Below are 18,131 nucleotides of genomic sequence, written 5' to 3' on the forward strand. Positions count from 1 at the left end.
ACACCGACGTTTACGGCAACGCCGACTGCGACGTCGACGTATACCGCGACCCCGACCGGGACACCGACATTGACCGCCACGCCAACGGATACTGCCACGTTTACAATGACGCCGACGGATACACCGACGTTTACGGCAACGCCGACTGCGACGTCGACGTATACCGCGACCCCGACCGAAACACCGACATTGACCGCCACGCCAACCGGTACGCCGACGCTTACCGTGACGCCGACGTTAACCGTAACCCCGACATTGACGGTTACTCCGACTGATACTCCAACGCTTACTGTGACCCCGACCGGGACACCGACAGTGACGGTCACCCCGACCGATACATCGACACTGACGATGACGCCCACAGGAACATCAACCGCGACCGCCACACCGACCGCGACACCGACATATACAGTAACATCAACGGTCACGCCGACCGATACGCCGACACTGACCGCGACGCCAACGGGAACATCGACAAATACAGTCACACCAACAGTTACAGCAACATTCACAGCCACACCAACCGCGACCCCGACCGATACGGCTACAGCAACGCATTCACCGACATTGACCATAACGCCGACGGATACACCAACCGCGACTGCTACGCCGACCATCACAGTGACACAGACCTCGACGTTCACCATGACACCAACGGCGACTGCGACCAACACAGCGACGCCGTCGTTTACGCCGACATACACCGCAACCCCGACCGATACACCGACTATGACGCCGTCGTTTACGTCGACATACACCACGACCCCGACCGCCACACCGACAGTAACGCCAACATCTACCGGCACGCCGACCACAACCGCGACCGCGACAGAAACCGATACACCCACGGCCACGGCCACATCGTCATTCACTGCGACGCCGACCGCGACACCAAGCGTAACCCCGACTGCGACCGGAACTGTAACACCGACCAATACGTCGACCGGTACGGCCACGCCAACGGCAACCATTACGCTAACTGTCACACTGAGCGGGACACCGACTTCAACATTTACCGTGACAACAACCCCGACTGTTACGCCGAGTTTCACTGCAACCCCGAGTGCGACCCCGAGTGCGACCATCACAGAGACCGCGACCATGTCACCGACAGCTACAGTTTCGCCCACGATCACACAGACCAGTACCGTTACGCCGACTGTGACGGTGACCCCCACAATAACGCATTCACCCACCGTGACCCCGACAGCCACGGAGGTGGCCGGCATTGAATTCACAGTTTTAATTCTGGATTCCGCCGGCAACCGGGTGCGGACCCTTTTGGAGACACATGTTTTGGAACCGGTGAATGATTTCAGTCTTTCAGCAGACCTTTTACAGGCGGATGGGCGTGAACAATTGCGTATTTGGACTGATACTCTTTTTGAGACTTTGTGGGATGGCACCAATGAAGCGGGGAAATTAGTCGCCAGTGGACAATATTATATTAAGACCATCAGTGTGGACCGCATTAATCGGGAGACGGTGGTGGTTAAACCGGTGACAGTGCAGCGTCCCTTTATCCGGGTTTTGGAAAGCACCAGGCTGGCACCCAATCCGGCGCGTGATACAGTCCGGGTCTGGGGACGGACACGCATTGCCGGGGCCGAGGTCAAAGCCAATGTCTATACCGTTGCCGGGGAGCTGGTCGGGCGTCTTTATTTTGGGAGCATGGATTACGTGGATTGGAATATGACCAACACCTGCGGTGAACGCTTGGCCAGCGGTGTCTATCTGGTGGTTATTTTAGCCAAGGATCCTGTGACCGGGCAGGTAGAAAGAAAAGTAATGAAACTGGCGGTATTGCGATGAGGCGGATACTTAGGCAGTTGATATTTATTGGACTGGCCGGTGTGATCGGGACGCTGCCGCTTTACGCGGGGTTGTATGAAAAAGGCGGCGCCAATGGTTTGGGTGCCCGCGCCATGGGTATGGCGGGCGCCTATACGGCACTGGTCGCGGATGAGAGCGCGGTTTGGTGGAACCCGGCCGGATTGGGAAGTTTGGATCATTTGCAGATAGGGACATCGTTGGGATCACTTTACAACGGAAAAATGCGGTTATTTAATTTTTCTGCAGCAGCACCGCTTACCGCCGATGCAGCGGTTGGATTGAACTGGGTGCATCATTACTATAGTGATTCATCACCCATCAATACCGAGACGGTAACCCTTGCGGGAAGTATGCCATTGACAGCGGACCGGCGGCTTTATCTGGGTGCCGGGTTGAAAATTTTGTTTGGCGGGATGACCCTGGATACTCACACTTATTCCGGGATGGGATTTGATTTTGGATTGCGATACCGGTTGCCATTGGGAGAAGAACAGGTCCTGGCTTGGGCCGTGACACTTCGGGATTTGGATACCCGGATCACCTGGAATAACAGCCTGACAGAGCAAGTACCGCAGAGCATGGTTGTGGGATCGGCATTTCATATTGATGATTTCACCGCAGCCACGCTGGATTTCGAGATGGTCCAATCCGGTCAGGAAGAGGTGCAAGGCACGCGTATTCTCCGGATCGGGATGGAAAGATGGTTTCGCGAAATCATCGGGCTGCGTGCCGGTTATATGCTGGACAGCAACCACGCCAGTACGTTTAGTGCCGGTGCGGGTTTCAAAATTTCAGGCTGGGATCTTCAGTACGCCCTGTTGGGTGAGGTTGCGCAACTGGGTATCTCACACCGCTTGACACTTAGCTATGTTCTTCCGGCGCTGCCGAAAAAAATCGGGGTTGCCGCAATCCCCATACCCGAGATCGTGGTTCGCCGGGTGCCGGATTACAAAATGGAACTGGTGGCACTGCCCGAGGTCTTCTCGCCGGGCGGCGGGAGCCTTACAGATACGGTGGTATTTCAATTAAATCTCATTGAGGGCGACTGGAGCCGGACAACTGCCTGGCGGCTGCGTATCCAAAATGTTGAAAATGAAGTTGTCAGGGATTTTTCAGGAGAAGATTACTCCGAACAGTTTGAATGGGATGGTACGGATCGTGAGGGCAAAGTCTGTCCGGACGGCACGTATGAAGCGACACTGGTGTTGTTTGATTTACAGGGAAAAACGATTGGGACCACATCGGTTACGGTCTTGATCCGTACTCAAATGCCGGCCATTGGATTGCGTATCCGGCCCAGGACGCTTATTATATTGGCAACCCGTCCGCAGCGGGAAGTTACATTCCGCATGACCAATACGCAAAATCTCAGCAATGTGACCTGGGAGATCGTAATTCAGCAGCCGGATGGTATTATTATGAAATCGTTTAGCGGTAAAGGCCGCGTGCCGCCCATCGTCCGCTGGGATGGCATGTTGACACAGAAGCGGGCAATTACGCCGGGAACCTATGATGTGTTGGTGAAGGTTTTCGATGCGATTGGACAGGTCAGGACAGCGCTCCAGCCCTTTACCGTAAAACGCATTGAACCCAAGGTTGCCATGCAGGTTAAACCGCGATTGATCAAACTGGGTGATAAGCAAGGCGGTCAGGCAACATTCACCATCACCGCCGGTCCGCGTAGTGAAATTAAATCCTGGAAACTGAATATCCGCAATGCGCGTATCAAGACTTTGGTCAGGACGCTTTCCGGCAAGGGTGTGCCGCCGGTTGGTGTGGTCTGGGATTGTAAAAACCAAAAAGGTGTGCTGGTTAAACGGGGTGAGTATTTTCAGGCACAAGCGGCAATAACCTATAGCGGCAACTATGTCATGCGCGGACCCAAACTGGCTTTGGCCACAGATATTGATACAGAGGATACCGGCAGGGCGCTGGCGCTGCACCTTACCATGATTACGTTTAAGCCGGGTGCCACGGATATTCAGGTCAGCGATTATAAGCGGCTCAAGCAGGCATCAGAGACCATTAAAAAATATGCCAAGCGCTACCGTTTACAAATCAAGGGCTATACGGATAATCAGGAAGCCAAGGGTCAGGAATTGGAGCTTGCCTGGGAGCGGGCCCGGAAGGTGCAAGAGTATTTGAATTTTTCATGCGGTATTCCAAATAACCAAATGGCGGTGGTAGGCTATGGGGCCAGGCTGCCGCTGGCACCGGAGACTACCTCGGCAGGTCGCGCAAAAAACCGGCGGGTCGAAGTGGTGTTGATTATTCAGAAATAAAAAGGCAAAGGAAAAGAATTTATCCACAGATTACGCAGATTACACAGATTTTAAAAACTAAAAAAACAATATAGGATTAAAAAGCATAAATTTATTAAGTCTGTAATCCTAAAAGTTTTAAGGTTTAATCTGTGTTATCTGCGTAATTTGTGGAGAATGATTTGCCGGTTAGAGAGCAGAGCACAAAGGGTGGATTGGTTTTAAGGTTTTGGGGTTTGTGTCATTGCCTTGACTTTCTTCAATAACGCTTGTATTATCAATTGAATAATTGATTTTTTTCAAAAAACGCCGTTACTTTTGAGAGACAGACGGTCGCTAGGACCCTAAGCGGTACAACACGAGGATGGTTATGCTCAGAAAGATTTTTGGAATATTATTTCTTATTTCTTTATCGGTTTTTATGTTGGCCGTATGGTTTCAGAATTATTACTTTGTAAATGAAGTTCCCAAACAAGGGTTGGTTTTAGAAGTCTGGAACAAACCACCTTCACGCCAGGAAAAAGAACGCAGACTTTGGAAAGAAACTGTGATGCGTTTTGAACAGGAAAATCCCCGGATTAAAATTAATGGTATTGAGCGTGAATTTTCACCGCAGGAATTTGTCACTGTCATGGCCGGCGGCAAGGGCCCGGATGTGATGCAAGTCTGGGTCGGGGCACTGCCCATTTTGGCACGTCAGGGTTTTATCGCGCCCATGGACACCTATATCGAGGACTGGGACCAAAAAGAGTATATTCCCGAGATTGTATGGGACCCGGCTAAGGTGGATAACAAGATTTACGGTGTTCCGCGTGATACTTACTTCACGGTTTTGTTCTATCGCAAGGATCTTTTTGCCCGGGCCGGGCTTGATCCGGAGGAACCCCCGCGCACCTGGGATGAACTTATTGAGTATGCCAAGGTTTTAACTGATCCTTCAGTCGGGCAGTATGGTTTTGGCCTGCCGCCAACAACCTGGAATTTTATGGATTTCGTCTGGCAAAACGGTGGAACCATGATACGGAAAAACAACCGCGGTCATATGGAGGCCTCGCTTTCTTCAACTGAGATCGTACAGGTACTCCGGTTTTGGCGCGCACTTAAAAATGATTATAAAGTCCTGCCCCCGAATGCCCTGCCGACGCATGAAAATATTGCGCAGATGTTTGCTTTGGGAAAAATCGGGATGATGATGGGGGTTGCCAACGAGCTGCCGTCATTGATCAATAAATATGGGTTGGATTTCAGCAATGCCGGGATTGCACCGCTGCCCGCCGGGCCGGATGGATTGCGGGCGTCGCATGCCGGGGGGGATGTTTTTATCATCAATGCTTCAATTCCAAAGGAACGGCAGCAGGCAGCCTGGAAGTATATTGAGTTTGATCTCTCGCCCGCCAACCAGCTTTGGAAGTGGGTGCGCATGAATGAAATGAAGATGACAATTTTTCCCGGTGCTTTTGCGGCATCAACCAATCTTTTAAACATGCCGGAGTTTGCGATGGTCAAGGAGGAACTGGCATTTGTCCGCAATGAACCCCAGTTTGCGGAGTGGATACTCATGAAGGATGCCATGGACAAAGATCTTTTACAGGCGATTTTTGTGGATGATTCAATTAACCTGGAAACGTATGTTCAGACATTTAACTTGAAGATTAATAAACGTTTTTTTCCGTTTGAAAAAAAGAAATGATGTTACGGACGCGACCTGTCCGGTGAATCGCGTCCGGCGCATGCCGGTGACATATAAGCCCGAACGTGCATTTCGCTGTAGGGGCGCGATTGATCGCGCCCGAGAGATTGAAGGAGTAAAGTATGGCGCAGAAACGACCCAAACGTCTGCCAACCGATTTTTTTGACCGGTTGCTCTCCAACCAGACCGATGATCAGATCAATGACCTGCTCACCACATTGGTTGATGAGCAGATCATGCCCGCGACGGAACCGGAATTGGCACCCATTCCTGCGGAAACACAAGGCGAGAATGCACAGGGTATGCATCGTGGTTTTCGCCGTGATAAAATTGAGGATTCCATTGTTACCCGCGATGAGGAATTAGATGAAGAACCGCTGACAGGTGAGCAGGATTCGGCCTTGGATGAATTGATTCCACGTACTAACCGGATGCAAAATACTGCTCAGCAAATCGAGGTGCCGGCTGCTCCGGTTGAAAGTGATGTCGTGCATCCGCCCTTGTATCCGGAAACAGATACCCCGGCAGCTGCTCCGGCCAAGGTAAAACTTCCCGGTCTGGATAATCTGGAAGTGCCGCCGGAATTGCTTGTTGATGAACAAGCACCGGTGCAGGATTTGTCCGAACATGCTCCGCCGGTACCGGAAGCACCGCCCCAGGCAACGGAAGTTCCCGACGAATCTTTGGAAGATAATTTTTTACCCCCGGAGGTCCCTTTGCCGCCCGAGGTGCCGACTGCACCGCCGGAGGCGACGGATGATTTTTCAGAGGCGCCGATTGCACCTGAGATGCAACCGGCCTCGGACATGTCTGCTTTGCCTGGACCGGAAGCGCCGGTAGCCGGCACACAGCCGGCTGAGGACATGGCGGCGGCTTTTCAAGTGGAGGACATGCCGGCGGAACCGCCCCCGGCAGAGGAAACCCTTGCAGTACCGCCGGTGCAGGCACCGGCAGTTGCTGCGATGCCTTCACATGAACAATTGTTGCATGCCAGAATTCAAGCACGCTGGGAGAGTCCGGCGCGTAAACCCAAGCTGCCCAAGCTGGCCAAACCTTCAGCGCCGGTGGCAGTGGAACAGCCCCGTCCGGATAAGCTGGCGGCGATTTTAGGTCAGGTTGGTGAGGTAAAGCAGCCTTTTAAATTTACCCGGCTGCATCAGGCGGCATTGATGTTTCTATTGCCGGCTTTTATTGCGTTTTCATTATTTTCATGGTATCCCATGATCAAGGGATTGCTGATTTCCCTGTATGATTATCATCCCACCGGGGTATCAACGTTTATAGGATTACAAAATTATATTCGTGCCTTTCACGATGAGATGTTCTGGAAAACACTTCTTCATGCCGGCGGTTTTTGTATCATGATTTTAATGCTCGGTTTTTGGCTGCCGATCTTTCTTTCTATTTTTATCAATGAATTGCGCTGGGGAAAAGGGCCGTTGAAATTTGTTTTTTTTCTGCCGTTTCTCATGCCGGCTGTTCCGGCCGCAATTTTGTGGAAGTGGATTATGGACCAGGGCCTGGGATTGCTCAATGCGCTGCTGGCGTTTTTACCCCTGGCGGACCCGCATATCGGCTGGTTGACCGATCCCAAACTGGCTTTGTTTTCCATTGTGATGGTTTATATCTGGAAAAATACGGGTTGGGCGATTCTGATTTATTCAGCTGCGCTGGGTAATATTGATGCGACGCTTTATGAGGAAGCGGAGATGGACGGCGCGACCTTGTGGCACAAGATCAAGCATGTCACGCTGCCGGCCATGCGCAGCGTGATTGCGGTGATGCTGATTATCACCATTATTAACACCTTGCAATTGTTTACTGAGGTTTATATCATGACCAATGGCGGTCCCATGAATTCGACCGAGATGATTGCGACATATATTTACAAACAAGCGTTCTTTTATATGGATATTGGTTATGCAGCAGCCTTGTCTATGATTCTGCTGTTTATGCTGTTGGTGATTACGCTGCTGCGGTTGCGGCGTTTGGATTCGAATGGAGGCTGATGTATGAGTCATCGTGCAATTATATCATCCGCTGACCGGAAAACAACTTCGGTGAGACTATTCATGATTACCGGGACGCTGCTGGTTTGTGTGCTGGCGGCATTGGTCGTGGTTCCGTTTCTCTGGATGGTGGCCACGTCTTTAGTGCCTGCCCAGGAGATATTCACCTGGCCGCCGAAGTGGTTTTATGGAAAATTTGATTGGTCATCCTATTTGATCGCCTGGCAGCATGTGCCTTTTGCCACCTATATTTTTAATTCGCTGATTCACTGTTTTGGTGTGGTGGCGGGGCAGCTTTTCCTCTCGGCCCTGGCGGCCTACTCTTTTGCCAAATTGCGGCCGCCTTTGGGGAGAATGATTTTGATTTTATTTTTACTCACTTTGATGATTCCGGCTGAGAGTATCCTGATCCCTTTGTACCTGGTCATGAAGAGTTTTCCGGCGGAAAATATCCCCAATATTAATTTGATCTCCACGTTTTGGGGATTGATTCTGCCGACCATTGTTTCGGCATTTAATATTCTAATTATGAAAAGTTTTTTTGAACGTCTGCCGGATGATTGGTTGGACGCAGGTCGTTTGGACGGCTGCTCGGAGTGGATGATTTTTAGAAAAATTGTCTGGCCGGTATCCCGGCCGATTTTTGTGGTGTTGGGAATTTTTGGTTTTATTACCACCTGGAATAGTTTTTTCTGGCCCTTAATTGTGATCAATAACCCGAAACTTTATACGCTCATGGTGGGTGTGCAGAAAATGGTGGAAAGCGGCGAGCCCTGGAACATCATTATGGCGGTGGTGACACTGACAACCCTGCCTACCATCTTTCTTTATTTTGCATTTCAAAAATATATTGTACGCGGTGTTGTATTTACCGGTCTGCAGGGGTAAAATACAGCAATACATTTTTTATGGAGGAATGAATGGCTACGAAAAAACGCAGATTAAGAAAACCGGTGAATCAGGAACTGGATATGGCGGATCATGCCAGCCGTTTACGCTCTTTGCCCGCCAATCCTTGGGAAGCAGCCCGGGGGATACTGATTTGGCTGGCCGCCGGTGTTGTTTTATTTGCGCTGGGTTGGCTGGCACTGGGAAGGTAATGGCCGGACCCGCCACACGTGACCCGTTTCACAAAAAGTTAAACCATGCCTTAACCGGCGCCCGCTTTGAGCATGTCCTGGCGGTGGCGGATATGGCCAAGGCCATGGCAGGGCGCTATGCGGTTTCTCCACGGCGCGCCTATCTGGCCGGACTGCTGCATGATTGTGCCCGCGATTTGAAACCATCTGCACAAAAAAAACTAATACAACAATACCGGGGACGCTTTGCACCGGCAGCCACATGTGCCGACCCCTGTCTCTGGCATAATCCGGCAGGTGTTTTTTTGGCACAAAGACGCTATCAGGTAAAAGATCCCATGATTTTACGTGCCATTGGGATGCACTCGACCGGGCACACCGGGATGAATGCTCTGGACCGGTTGATCTATGTTGCGGATTTTTGTGAGCCGCACCGTACCCACACGGCCGCGCAAGCGGTACGCCGATTGCTTGCAAAAGATTTGCAGGCAGCCGCACGCCGCGTTACGCAGGAAAAAATAAACTATCTGGCGAAGAATCATCTCACCCTTCATCCCTGGACACTGGCTTTGGCCAAAGAACAGGGTATCAAAGTTAAATCCTAAGAGCATTATTCACAGATTACTCAGATTTCGCAGATTAAAAAATTAAAACCATTAAAGATCAAAATATTTTTTAGGGTTAAAAGCGTAAAGAAAATAACTCTATTTATTTTTAAATTTATGTAATCTGCCGGTCCTGCGAATCAGATGATTTACTATCAGGGAGCAGGGCGTAATCTGTGGATTAAGCTTTTTTGGTTTGGAGGGTTTGGGTCATTTTGACATCAAAGCATTTCTCTGCCAGGCCGAGTAATTTTGTGTATTCCCATGAACCCTGGTCAGTCAATGTGTTGGCAGATGCTTGAGGAATGGCGGGCAGTCCTAAATGTGCGCCGCTGATGGCACCGGCCATGGCTGCGGTGGTATCCACATCGCCGCCCACACTGATCGCGGTGCACAGGGTCTGCCAATAGTCATCCGGTGATTTTAAAAATGCATACAAACTCCAGAGTACACTGCTGGTGACAAAGGGAGAAATTCCCTGCCAGGTTTGCTCGTATTCCGGCAAGACTCCTGTTTGGGAAATAATCAAGAGCGCTTCGCTCAAAGGCAGGATGAGCCAGTCCGGCAGGGTGAGGATACTTTCCGCTAAAATGGGATCATAAGGCCGTACCCACAGGCTGAGTTGTTTTAAAAAGGGTTCCATGATAATTTCCGGGGTCTGCATGGCAAGACCCACCGCGCCGCCAAGCGCAATGGCGCCGGCAATACACCGGTTATCCTGGTGGGTGATGCGGCTTTGGTTTTCAGCAGCGATTTGCATCTGGTCGGGATCATCAAAGAATAACAGTCCCAAGGGTGCCGCGCGGACCGTGCTGCCGTTTCCCGCCGCCGGTGCCAGGGTTCCGGTCTGGGTCCAGGAAAAACCCCGGACCAACCGCCGTATCGCCGCTTCAGTTGATTTTCCAAATCCGATTAATTTTTTAAATTGGTAAAGTGTTGCGATCCGGTGGGCAAAGTCAGCGGGATCAAATTTTTGACAGTGGAGATAGCTGATCATCAGTTCGCGGGATAACTGACCATCATCACTGTATTGTCCGAAAGGATAGGGGAAATGGGTCCATTCACCTGTGCGGCCGGTGAGCAGGATGTCCTGAGTATAACGCTGACAGATTACAGTCGGGTACCCTTCGGCAGGATAGCCGACGGCATCACCCAAACACAGACCGATCAGACACCCTTGAAACTGATCTTTGCGCGGTAGGGTCATAGTAGGTTCCTTTACATGAATAGTTTCCTGCTTTTATAGTCGTCACAATTCAAGGAAAACTGATGGGGAAATGAAATTATTGCCGTTCCGTATTTTGTCCTTTGGCAGCTCACGCGATCAATTGTTTGATCAGGCGCCAGTAGGGAATGGTCGCGACCATTCCCTACTGGCGGTTGAGACCTGTGTGCATTGTTTCACTCCTGTGCTGCAAAGGGGCTTTATCGTGCCGGCGCGAACACAATGGGCAGCCTGCCCGGCGTACTTGTCCGGCGCATGCCGGATGCCGGGTAAGCCTGTGGATTTTTATTAGTGGTTAGCTTTGGTTTTGAGTTTTTCCAGGGAAATTAAGTTTGGCAAAATCAATCGCCGGGATGGCATCGGTTTTCTCCACTTGGGGCATGTCGATCAGGGGAATCCGGGGATAGCGTGTTTGGAATAATTTTCTGGAATCATCCGTGATTTTAGGTGCAGTGGTATTTGCCAGATTGTAGACCATGCCGATCACAGTGATATTGCGGGATAAAAGTGCTTCCAAGGTTAGCAAGGTATGGTTGATGCTGCCTAACCGGGGAGAGGTGACCACCAGGACCGGAAGGTTTCGTGCTGCGACAAAATCCAGCATGGTACAGTCAGGTGTGATAGGGACCTGGATGCCGCCGGCACCTTCTAACAGGATGGTCTCATAAACTTGTCCGAGACGTTCCAGATGGGTGTCAATTACGGAACAATCAATGCTGCGGTTTTCCTGGGCGGCGGCCAGGTGGGGTGAGGCCGGCAGGGAAAAAACATAGGGGCAGGTGGTACCGTCCCGGTCCAGGTCATGTAGCGGCACCTGCATCAGCTTGCGGTGCAGTTGAATATCTTCGCTGATGCCGCGACATCCGGTCTGGACTAATTTGGCAGTGATCACGGTTTGGCCATGATTTATGAGATGGTTTGCCCAGGCGCCGGTGGCATAAGTTTTGCCCACGCCGGTATCAATGCCGGTTATGAAACAGGTTACCATTTTTTCCTCTGCAAAATGAAATACATGGGATGGTAAGTCAGACAAACACCCTTTTCACTCCCGAAGCGTAATGCATACTGTGACAACAGTTTGTTGAGCTGTGATTTTGACCAGATTTGTTTGGACAAGCTATTGACGCCGGTGGCACGAAGATGACGGAGCATAGACAGGGCATCGGGAAAATGGAGACTGTGGTGTTCCTCGGAAACGGCCAGGGCATTAAACCAGGGGGCTGTCATTTTTTTTATTTCTTTCAAGGCGGGATAGTCGAGACTTAGCCGGGTTAAGGCTGCCAATTCCTTAAGATTTTCCGGACCAAAGGTGCTAAAGGCCAGCCAACCGCCGGGCCGGATCAGCAAAGCGAGTTTTTCCAGCAGGGCCTGGATATTTTTCAGCCACTGGAAGGCTGCGTTGGAAACCACCAGGTCCAGATTGTCGGGCAGCGCCGGCATGGTTTCAATGTCGCCGGCTAGAAAGTGTTGCCGGGTGGCATTGAAACGGGTTCCGGGGTTCAGGCTGCCGGCGATCAGGTCGTTGGCAAAATAGCGGCGGCTGCGAAATTGTGCTGCCAGTCTTTTTGTGAGAAGCCCGGTACCGCAGCCGATCTCCAAAATATTTTCGAAATGGTTGTGCGGCAGATGTCTGAGATCGTTGAGCAGGGTGTCTGCCATGCGGGTTTGCATGATCGCATGGGTATCATAGGCTGCCTGGGATTTCTGAAAACACCGCCGGATATGATTTTTATTCATGACTAATGTGGACAAGAATATCCTCCCACTGGTCCCAGAAATAAAACGGGAAATGACCGGCACGGATGATACGGCAGGTACTCTGGTTTTTCCAAAATTTCATTTGATGATTGGAGGGGATGATGATATCGAAATTACTGATTAGAGCTGTATCGAATCCCATATATTCTTCATCATCTGTTGCTAAAACAGCGCGCTGGAGCATCGCGAGCTCATTACGCACGGCATCGAAGCTGCGCTGGGGTGCATTTTTGAAAAAACGCTCAGCATGCGGGTCCTCTAAAAACATATTACTGTAAAAACGCCGGCATGTCCGGGGGGTGAGGTTTTTTAAAGTTGCTTCGAAAATGGCAGGTGTGATGCCGTAGCGCGTATGAATAGGCTGCAAGGTGCCGTTGATTGCCAAAGAGAAGACCGTTCGGTCCGGGAGAATGTCTTTGATGCTTTGGCAGACCCAAACGCCAAAGGACCAGGCCATGACATAAACTTCGTGATAGGCTTTAAAGATTTTGGCCAGTTCCCGGGGTGGTGTGAGATCACGGTAATCATACAGCATGAGGACATCATAGCGATCACTGGTTAAATAGCGGAAGGGAGCGGCATCCATTCCCCAGCCATTGACAAAGAGCAGCAGTTTTTCTTTTTTGGTTTGAATCAGCCAGGTGCTCTGCATGGTTGTCTCCTAAGTAATTTGAGTGTTGTCACGGTTGAGTGCGGACAGAATCGTTTGCGGTAAAGCGCTCAAATCGTCAGGCGTCATGGCGGCGGATAGCGAAAGGCGTAAGCGGGCGGACCCTGCCGGTACGGTGGGCGGCCGGATGGCATAGAGCAGATATCCCTGAGATTGTAAGGTTTCGGCGGCACGCAGCGCCTGACTGCTTTTATGGATCATGATGGGCAGGAGATGACTGTTTCCCAGGGTATGCAGTCCCTGGGATTGGAGGGCCAAACGCAACCGGGTGTGCAGTGTGTGCAGGTGCTCCCGCACGGTGTGCATTTTCGGGATGCGTTCCAGGAGATAATGGACCCAGCGAACCAGCAAAGGCGGCAGGGCGGTGGTGAAGATAAAAGGTCGCATGGTATTGATTAAATAATCAACCACCACCCGGTCGGTCACCACAAAGGCACCCAGTGCAGCCAGAGCTTTGCCAAAGGTGCCGACAATAAAATCAACCTCATCAATACACTGTTGGGCCTCACATTCACCCAGCCCCAGCCTGCCAATCACCCCGAAGGCATGGGCTTCATCCACATACAATCGGGCATTGTAGCGGGATTTGAGTGCGCATAATGTTTTCAGATCAGCTTTGTCGCCATCCATGCTAAAGATACTCTCTGTGACAATTACGGCTTGCTTGAATTGGGAACGATACTTTTGGAGCAAGGTTTCCAGATGCGGGGTGTCGCAGTGGTTGTAACGCAGCAGTTTGGCACCGGAAAGCCGGATACCGTCAATTAAACTGGCATGATTCATCCGGTCGGAAAAGACACCGTCACCCGGCCCGAGCAAGCTGGGTAGGATTCCCAGGTTGGCATGATAGCCGGAATTGAAAACCAGGGCAGCCTCGCGCTTGAAAAGCGCGACCAGCATTTCTTCCACGGCAGTATAGGCAGTATGATTGCCGCTCAAAAGCCGGGAACCGGATGCACCCAGACTTTCGAACTTCTGTGTTGCCATAAAATTTTTCTGTAACCGGTTGTCGGTTGCCAGACCGAGGTAGTCATTGGAAGAGAGGTTGAGATATTTTTTGTTTTTTTGCCAGATGAAGGCACCTTCGCGTTTTTCACTGGGATGCAGTTTGCGAAGCGTGGCTGTCGCTTCCCGGTCCGCCAGAGAAGCTTCCAATTCAGGATAGGTGCGAGTATTCGTCATTGGCCGGCTTGCTCCCGGATTCGGGCGATCACAATTTTGAGTGTGTCCCGGCTTTTGGAGAGAATCGTATCCACATCCTCTTTTGTCACCACCAGGGGCAGGAACCAGTAAATTGTATTGTCCAGCGGCCTAAGTAGAAGATTGTTCTTTAGGGATTCGAGGTAGATTTGAAATCCAATTTTATCTTTTTCATCAAACGCGAGCTGGTCCTTGCGGCTGCGCACAATATCCACTGCGCCGATAAATCCGAGATAACGGATGTCGCCGATAAAATCAAAATCCGCCATTTGCCGGAGCTGGCTGTGGAAATAGGCCAGGACTTCGGATTGGCTCTGAGGGAGGGAGTTTTTTTCAAAAAGTTTTAAATTTTCAATGGCTGCGGAGCAGGCCAACGGATTGGCGGTATAAGTATGTCCGTGAAAGAAAGTCTTGCCGGCGGCGTCATCACTATAGAATGCCTGGAAGATGGTTTCCGTGGTGACGGTCAATGCCAGGGGAAGGTAACCTGCGGTCAGTCCCTTGGACATACAGAGAATATCCGGCACCACCCCGGCCTGCTCATACGCGAACATCGTGCCGGTCCGGCCAAAACCGGTAGCTACCTCATCAAATATCAAAAGTACGTTATGCGCTTGGGTTAGGGCGCGTAGCTTCTGCAAATATTCCGGAGGATAAAAGGAGATGCCGGCTGCACCTTGCATAAGCGGTTCCACGATCACAGCCGCAATGTGTGTATGCTCTTTTTCAATCAATTGTTGCATGGCGTCAAAGCATTCCAGCTGACAGCCGGTTTCCCGGGCATCAAACGTAAATTCGCTTTGACGATGTGGACAGGCCCGGCAATTTGGTGAGGGTGATTGAAAGGATTTGAAACGCAAGGGGGCATAAAGTTTATGGTACAGGGCGACACCGCCCACGCTCATGGCACCGGCGGTGTCGCCGTGATAGGCATTTTCCAGAAAAACAAACCGGGTTTTGTTTTTGTTTCCACGGTTTTGCCAATATTGAAATGCCATTTTGAGTGCCACTTCATTGCTGGTCGCGCCATTATCAGAGAAAAAGAAGCGGCGTAAGGCAGGGTTGAGCATGGCCTGGAGGCGATCAATCAATTCGGCGGCCGGGGGATGGGTTATCCCGGCGAACAATGTATGCGCCAGCTGGTTGAGCTGTTGTGAGATGCCTTGATTTAGGTAAGGATTGCCATGCCCATGCACATTGCACCACCACGAAGCAATGGTGTCATAATATTCAGTGCCATCGGCATCATAGAGTTTGACCCCCCGGCCGCTGACCATGACAATCGGATCACGGTCGGCATAATCTTTCATCTGGGTGTAAGGATGCCAGATATGCGCCCGATCCACAGCTAGGGTTTTCTCTTTGTCGTACATACTAAACTCCTAAAGCATTCAAAAATAGATATCACCACGGAGGCCACGGAGATCACGGAGAAAATCAAAAGTAAACCAGGGTTAAGAGCATATATATATAATTTTTGAAAAGTTTTTACCCCAATATTTTTTAGCTTTTATCCTTCTCCGTGAGCTCCGTGGCCTCCGTGGTAAAAATCTTCTAAGTAGTTGCGATTAAAAGTATTTTAGTTCTTTGATCAGGGCTTCATCTTCCTTTGTTTCCCGGCCCCGGGTGGTCAGGTACCCGCCGGTGAGCAGTCCGTTGGCACCAGCCAGCATGAGCAATCCCTGGAAATCTTTCATCCGTGTCTCCCGTCCAGCGGCAAATTTGATGGTTTTCATAGGATGGATTAGACGGAAGATCGCAAAGGTCTTGGCAATATCCGCAGCAGGGACCAGAGGTTGGTTTTCCAGCGCAGTCCCGGGAATCGGGATCAGGACATTGAGCGGGATTACATCCACATCCAGCTCTTTGAGTGCATAGCCCATGGCAATACGGTCTTCCATACTCTCGCCCAAGCCGATGATACCGCCCACGCAGGTTTTGATGTTGTGCTCAGCCAGCAAGCGGATGGTTTCCATCCGGGTTTCGATGGACTGGGTGGTGCTGACCAGCTCAGCATAGCGTTGGGGTACGACCTGGAGATTGATATTGTAATGCGCAATCCCAACCTTGGCCAGGGCAGCTGCGGTTTCAGCTGTTAGCGTTCCTAACGAGGCACAGACATTGAGCGTTGGATATTTTTCATGGATCGCCTGGATGGCATCAATGATTTTTTGGAATTCAGCATCTATTTTATGAAAACCTGTTCCACTGGTCACGATGCCAAAGCTTTTCGCATCATTTTCAAATGCCTGTTTTGCATCAGCCAGGATTTTATCCTGAGATGTCAGGGCATAGGTCTCAATTTCAGCTGTATGATGACTTGACTGAGCGCAAAATTTGCAGTCCTCGGCGCAAGCGCCTGATTTGGCATTCATGATGGTGCAAGCATGGAAATCAGCGGTGAATTTACCGCGTACTTTATTGGCCAGGGAGATCAGGTCGGGAATATCATCGGCAGTCAGCTTGGCCAAACGCATGGCCAGCTCACGGGGAAGCGCACGGGCATTTAAGACCTGGTAGGCTTCCAGAACATCGGGATTGATCTGTAAAGGGACTTCTGTCTCGAACATGGGCATTTTTAGACCTCAAGAGGATTGTTTACCGTAGGCAAGGAATAGGTTGACAATGATTGTACCGCGCTGATTCCCAAATGCAACAAAAAAACACGATTCACCACGGAGATCACGGAGCGCACGGAGAAACCCAAAAATCCAATAGGGTTAAAATCACAAAATTAATTTTATCACTAAAGCATTTAAAATTTTTACCCTAATATTTTTTAAGTTTTATCTTTTTCCGTGCGCTCCGTGATCTCCGTGGTGAATTGTGTTTTTTTTGAAAATAATATGCATGGAATTGGAGAAAAATCAGTCATACACGATAGAACCCTTTTCTGGCGGGAAGCGGTTTGGGGGCCGGGCGGTTGGGCCCCCGCTTTTTTTGACGCAGGAGTTGACAGGATATAATAAAAGTATATACTATTAGTATATACCAAGAATAACACCGTTAAATTGAATGCGGCGTAGGGGCGCGATTTATCGTGCTGGTGCGAACACGATGGACGTAAGTCCGTTGATGAAGCAAGTGGAAATATCGCCAAAGGCGAACATCTCTCGACAAAAATACCACGGGTGTAAACCCGTGGATTTTTATCGCGCCTGATTTAAAGAATTGAGGTAAACATCATGAGCAAGGCCATATCCTTAAAAGTCAATGAAAGCATTTTTCATGAGATCGAGATGCTGCGGAAAGAAAGCCATCTCAAGCGCAATACCTATATTAATATGGCGCTGGATTATTACAATCATCTCATGCGTCGTCGGGTCCTGAAGGGCCAATTGGCAGCAGAATCAGCCTTGGTCAGCGAGGAGTCCATGCAGGTCAATCGGGAATTGGCCGAGTTGGACGATGGCTTGAATTGACGCCGGCAGTTCCTATAAAAAAATGGCATGTCTATATTGCCAACCTCAATCCACGGCACAAGTCCGAACCTGGCAAGATCCGGCCCGTCGTGGTGATTCAGACCGATTTGATCAATACCGTGCATCCCTCCACCATTGTTTGCCCCTTAACCACCAATGTAAAAAAAAATGTCCAGTACCTGCGTGTGCATGTGAAGAAAAAAGAAGCCGGGCTTACCATTGCATCTGATGTGTTGGTAGATCAGATGCGGGCGATTGACAATACTCGCTTTCAAAAGAAACTGGGGAAATTGCATAAGGCAACCATGGCCAAGCTAAGTGAAGCCATTCGCGTTCTGCTGGATTGAAGCTGAAAAATTGCGAGGGGATACTCAAAATG

At 50.4% G+C, this 18,131-nt stretch carries 17 protein-coding genes; 10 read left to right on the plus strand and 7 right to left on the minus strand.

Annotated elements, in window-relative coordinates; translation table 11 throughout:
• The 7 genes from K8S19_00005 to yqeK all read left to right on the plus strand — a co-directional run.
• Positions 1–1,812 (plus strand): hypothetical protein (locus K8S19_00005; GenBank protein MCD4812065.1); only part of this gene is annotated, 1,812 nt, incomplete at its 5' end.
• A complete protein-coding gene (locus tag K8S19_00010; protein MCD4812066.1) occupies positions 1,809–4,115 on the plus strand; it encodes an OmpA family protein in 2,307 nt (768 codons plus the stop codon). The genes K8S19_00005 and K8S19_00010, both read left to right, overlap by 4 nt.
• Positions 4,116–4,464: 349 nt before the next feature.
• Positions 4,465–5,784, plus strand: a complete 1,320-nt coding sequence (locus tag K8S19_00015; GenBank protein ID MCD4812067.1) for a sugar ABC transporter substrate-binding protein — start codon at positions 4,465–4,467, stop codon at positions 5,782–5,784.
• 122 nt (positions 5,785–5,906) lie between these two features.
• Positions 5,907–7,793, plus strand: coding sequence for an ABC transporter permease subunit (locus K8S19_00020; GenBank protein ID MCD4812068.1), 1,887 nt, complete (start codon positions 5,907–5,909; stop codon positions 7,791–7,793).
• 3 nt (positions 7,794–7,796) lie between these two features.
• The gene (locus K8S19_00025; protein MCD4812069.1) at positions 7,797–8,681 is read left to right on the plus strand and encodes a carbohydrate ABC transporter permease; all 885 of its coding nucleotides are present in this window, start codon (positions 7,797–7,799) and stop codon (positions 8,679–8,681) included.
• Between the two features lie 32 nt (positions 8,682–8,713).
• The gene (locus K8S19_00030; GenBank protein ID MCD4812070.1) at positions 8,714–8,893 is read left to right on the plus strand and encodes a hypothetical protein; all 180 of its coding nucleotides are present in this window, start codon (positions 8,714–8,716) and stop codon (positions 8,891–8,893) included.
• A complete protein-coding gene (gene yqeK / locus K8S19_00035) occupies positions 8,893–9,477 on the plus strand; it encodes a bis(5'-nucleosyl)-tetraphosphatase (symmetrical) YqeK (protein ID MCD4812071.1) in 585 nt (194 codons plus the stop codon). The genes K8S19_00030 and yqeK overlap by 1 nt, the downstream gene beginning before the upstream one ends.
• A gap of 181 nt (positions 9,478–9,658) precedes the next feature.
• On the opposite strand, the gene K8S19_00040 is transcribed toward yqeK, so the two are convergent.
• Entirely contained in the window at positions 9,659–10,684 is a 1,026-nt protein-coding gene (locus K8S19_00040; protein ID MCD4812072.1) for an ADP-ribosylglycohydrolase family protein, read from the minus strand.
• 70 nt (positions 10,685–10,754) lie between these two features.
• On the opposite strand from K8S19_00040, the gene K8S19_00045 reads away from it, so the two are divergent.
• Positions 10,755–10,994, plus strand: a complete 240-nt coding sequence (locus tag K8S19_00045) for a hypothetical protein (protein ID MCD4812073.1) — start codon at positions 10,755–10,757, stop codon at positions 10,992–10,994.
• Positions 10,995–10,997: 3 nt separating this feature from the next.
• Here the strand turns inward: K8S19_00045 and bioD are convergent, their stop codons facing one another.
• The 6 genes from bioD to bioB form a co-directional block, all read right to left on the minus strand.
• The gene (bioD, locus tag K8S19_00050; protein MCD4812074.1) at positions 10,998–11,690 is read right to left on the minus strand and encodes a dethiobiotin synthase; all 693 of its coding nucleotides are present in this window, start codon (positions 11,688–11,690) and stop codon (positions 10,998–11,000) included.
• Positions 11,684–12,454 carry a malonyl-ACP O-methyltransferase BioC gene (gene bioC, locus K8S19_00055; protein ID MCD4812075.1) on the minus strand — a complete coding sequence of 257 codons (771 nt, stop codon included), beginning with the start codon at positions 12,452–12,454 and terminating at the stop codon, positions 11,684–11,686. Before bioC ends, bioD begins: the two co-directional genes overlap by 7 nt.
• Positions 12,432–13,112, minus strand: coding sequence for a DUF452 family protein (locus tag K8S19_00060; GenBank protein ID MCD4812076.1), 681 nt, complete (start codon positions 13,110–13,112; stop codon positions 12,432–12,434). Before K8S19_00060 ends, bioC begins: the two co-directional genes overlap by 23 nt.
• A gap of 9 nt (positions 13,113–13,121) precedes the next feature.
• Positions 13,122–14,312: an 8-amino-7-oxononanoate synthase gene (locus K8S19_00065; protein ID MCD4812077.1), complete on the minus strand. Its 1,191-nt coding sequence runs from the start codon at positions 14,310–14,312 to the stop codon at positions 13,122–13,124.
• On the minus strand, positions 14,309–15,703 hold the full coding sequence (bioA, locus tag K8S19_00070) for an adenosylmethionine--8-amino-7-oxononanoate transaminase (GenBank protein MCD4812078.1): 1,395 nt from the start codon (positions 15,701–15,703) through the stop codon (positions 14,309–14,311). Before bioA ends, K8S19_00065 begins: the two co-directional genes overlap by 4 nt.
• Before the next feature lie 195 nt (positions 15,704–15,898).
• Positions 15,899–16,900 carry a biotin synthase BioB gene (bioB, locus tag K8S19_00075; GenBank protein ID MCD4812079.1) on the minus strand — a complete coding sequence of 334 codons (1,002 nt, stop codon included), beginning with the start codon at positions 16,898–16,900 and terminating at the stop codon, positions 15,899–15,901.
• Positions 16,901–17,515: 615 nt separating this feature from the next.
• Between bioB and K8S19_00080 the strand changes: the two genes are divergently transcribed.
• Positions 17,516–17,752 (plus strand): hypothetical protein, encoded by a 237-nt coding sequence (locus tag K8S19_00080; protein ID MCD4812080.1) that lies wholly within the window; start codon positions 17,516–17,518, stop codon positions 17,750–17,752.
• Positions 17,749–18,099 (plus strand): type II toxin-antitoxin system PemK/MazF family toxin, encoded by a 351-nt coding sequence (locus K8S19_00085; GenBank protein ID MCD4812081.1) that lies wholly within the window; start codon positions 17,749–17,751, stop codon positions 18,097–18,099. Before K8S19_00080 ends, K8S19_00085 begins: the two co-directional genes overlap by 4 nt.
• Positions 18,100–18,131 lie beyond the last annotated feature (32 nt).

It is taken from the genome of bacterium (assembly GCA_021108215.1).
Taxonomy (GTDB): Bacteria; Oederibacteriota; JAAXVQ01; order JAAXVQ01; family JAUVAV01; genus JAIORK01.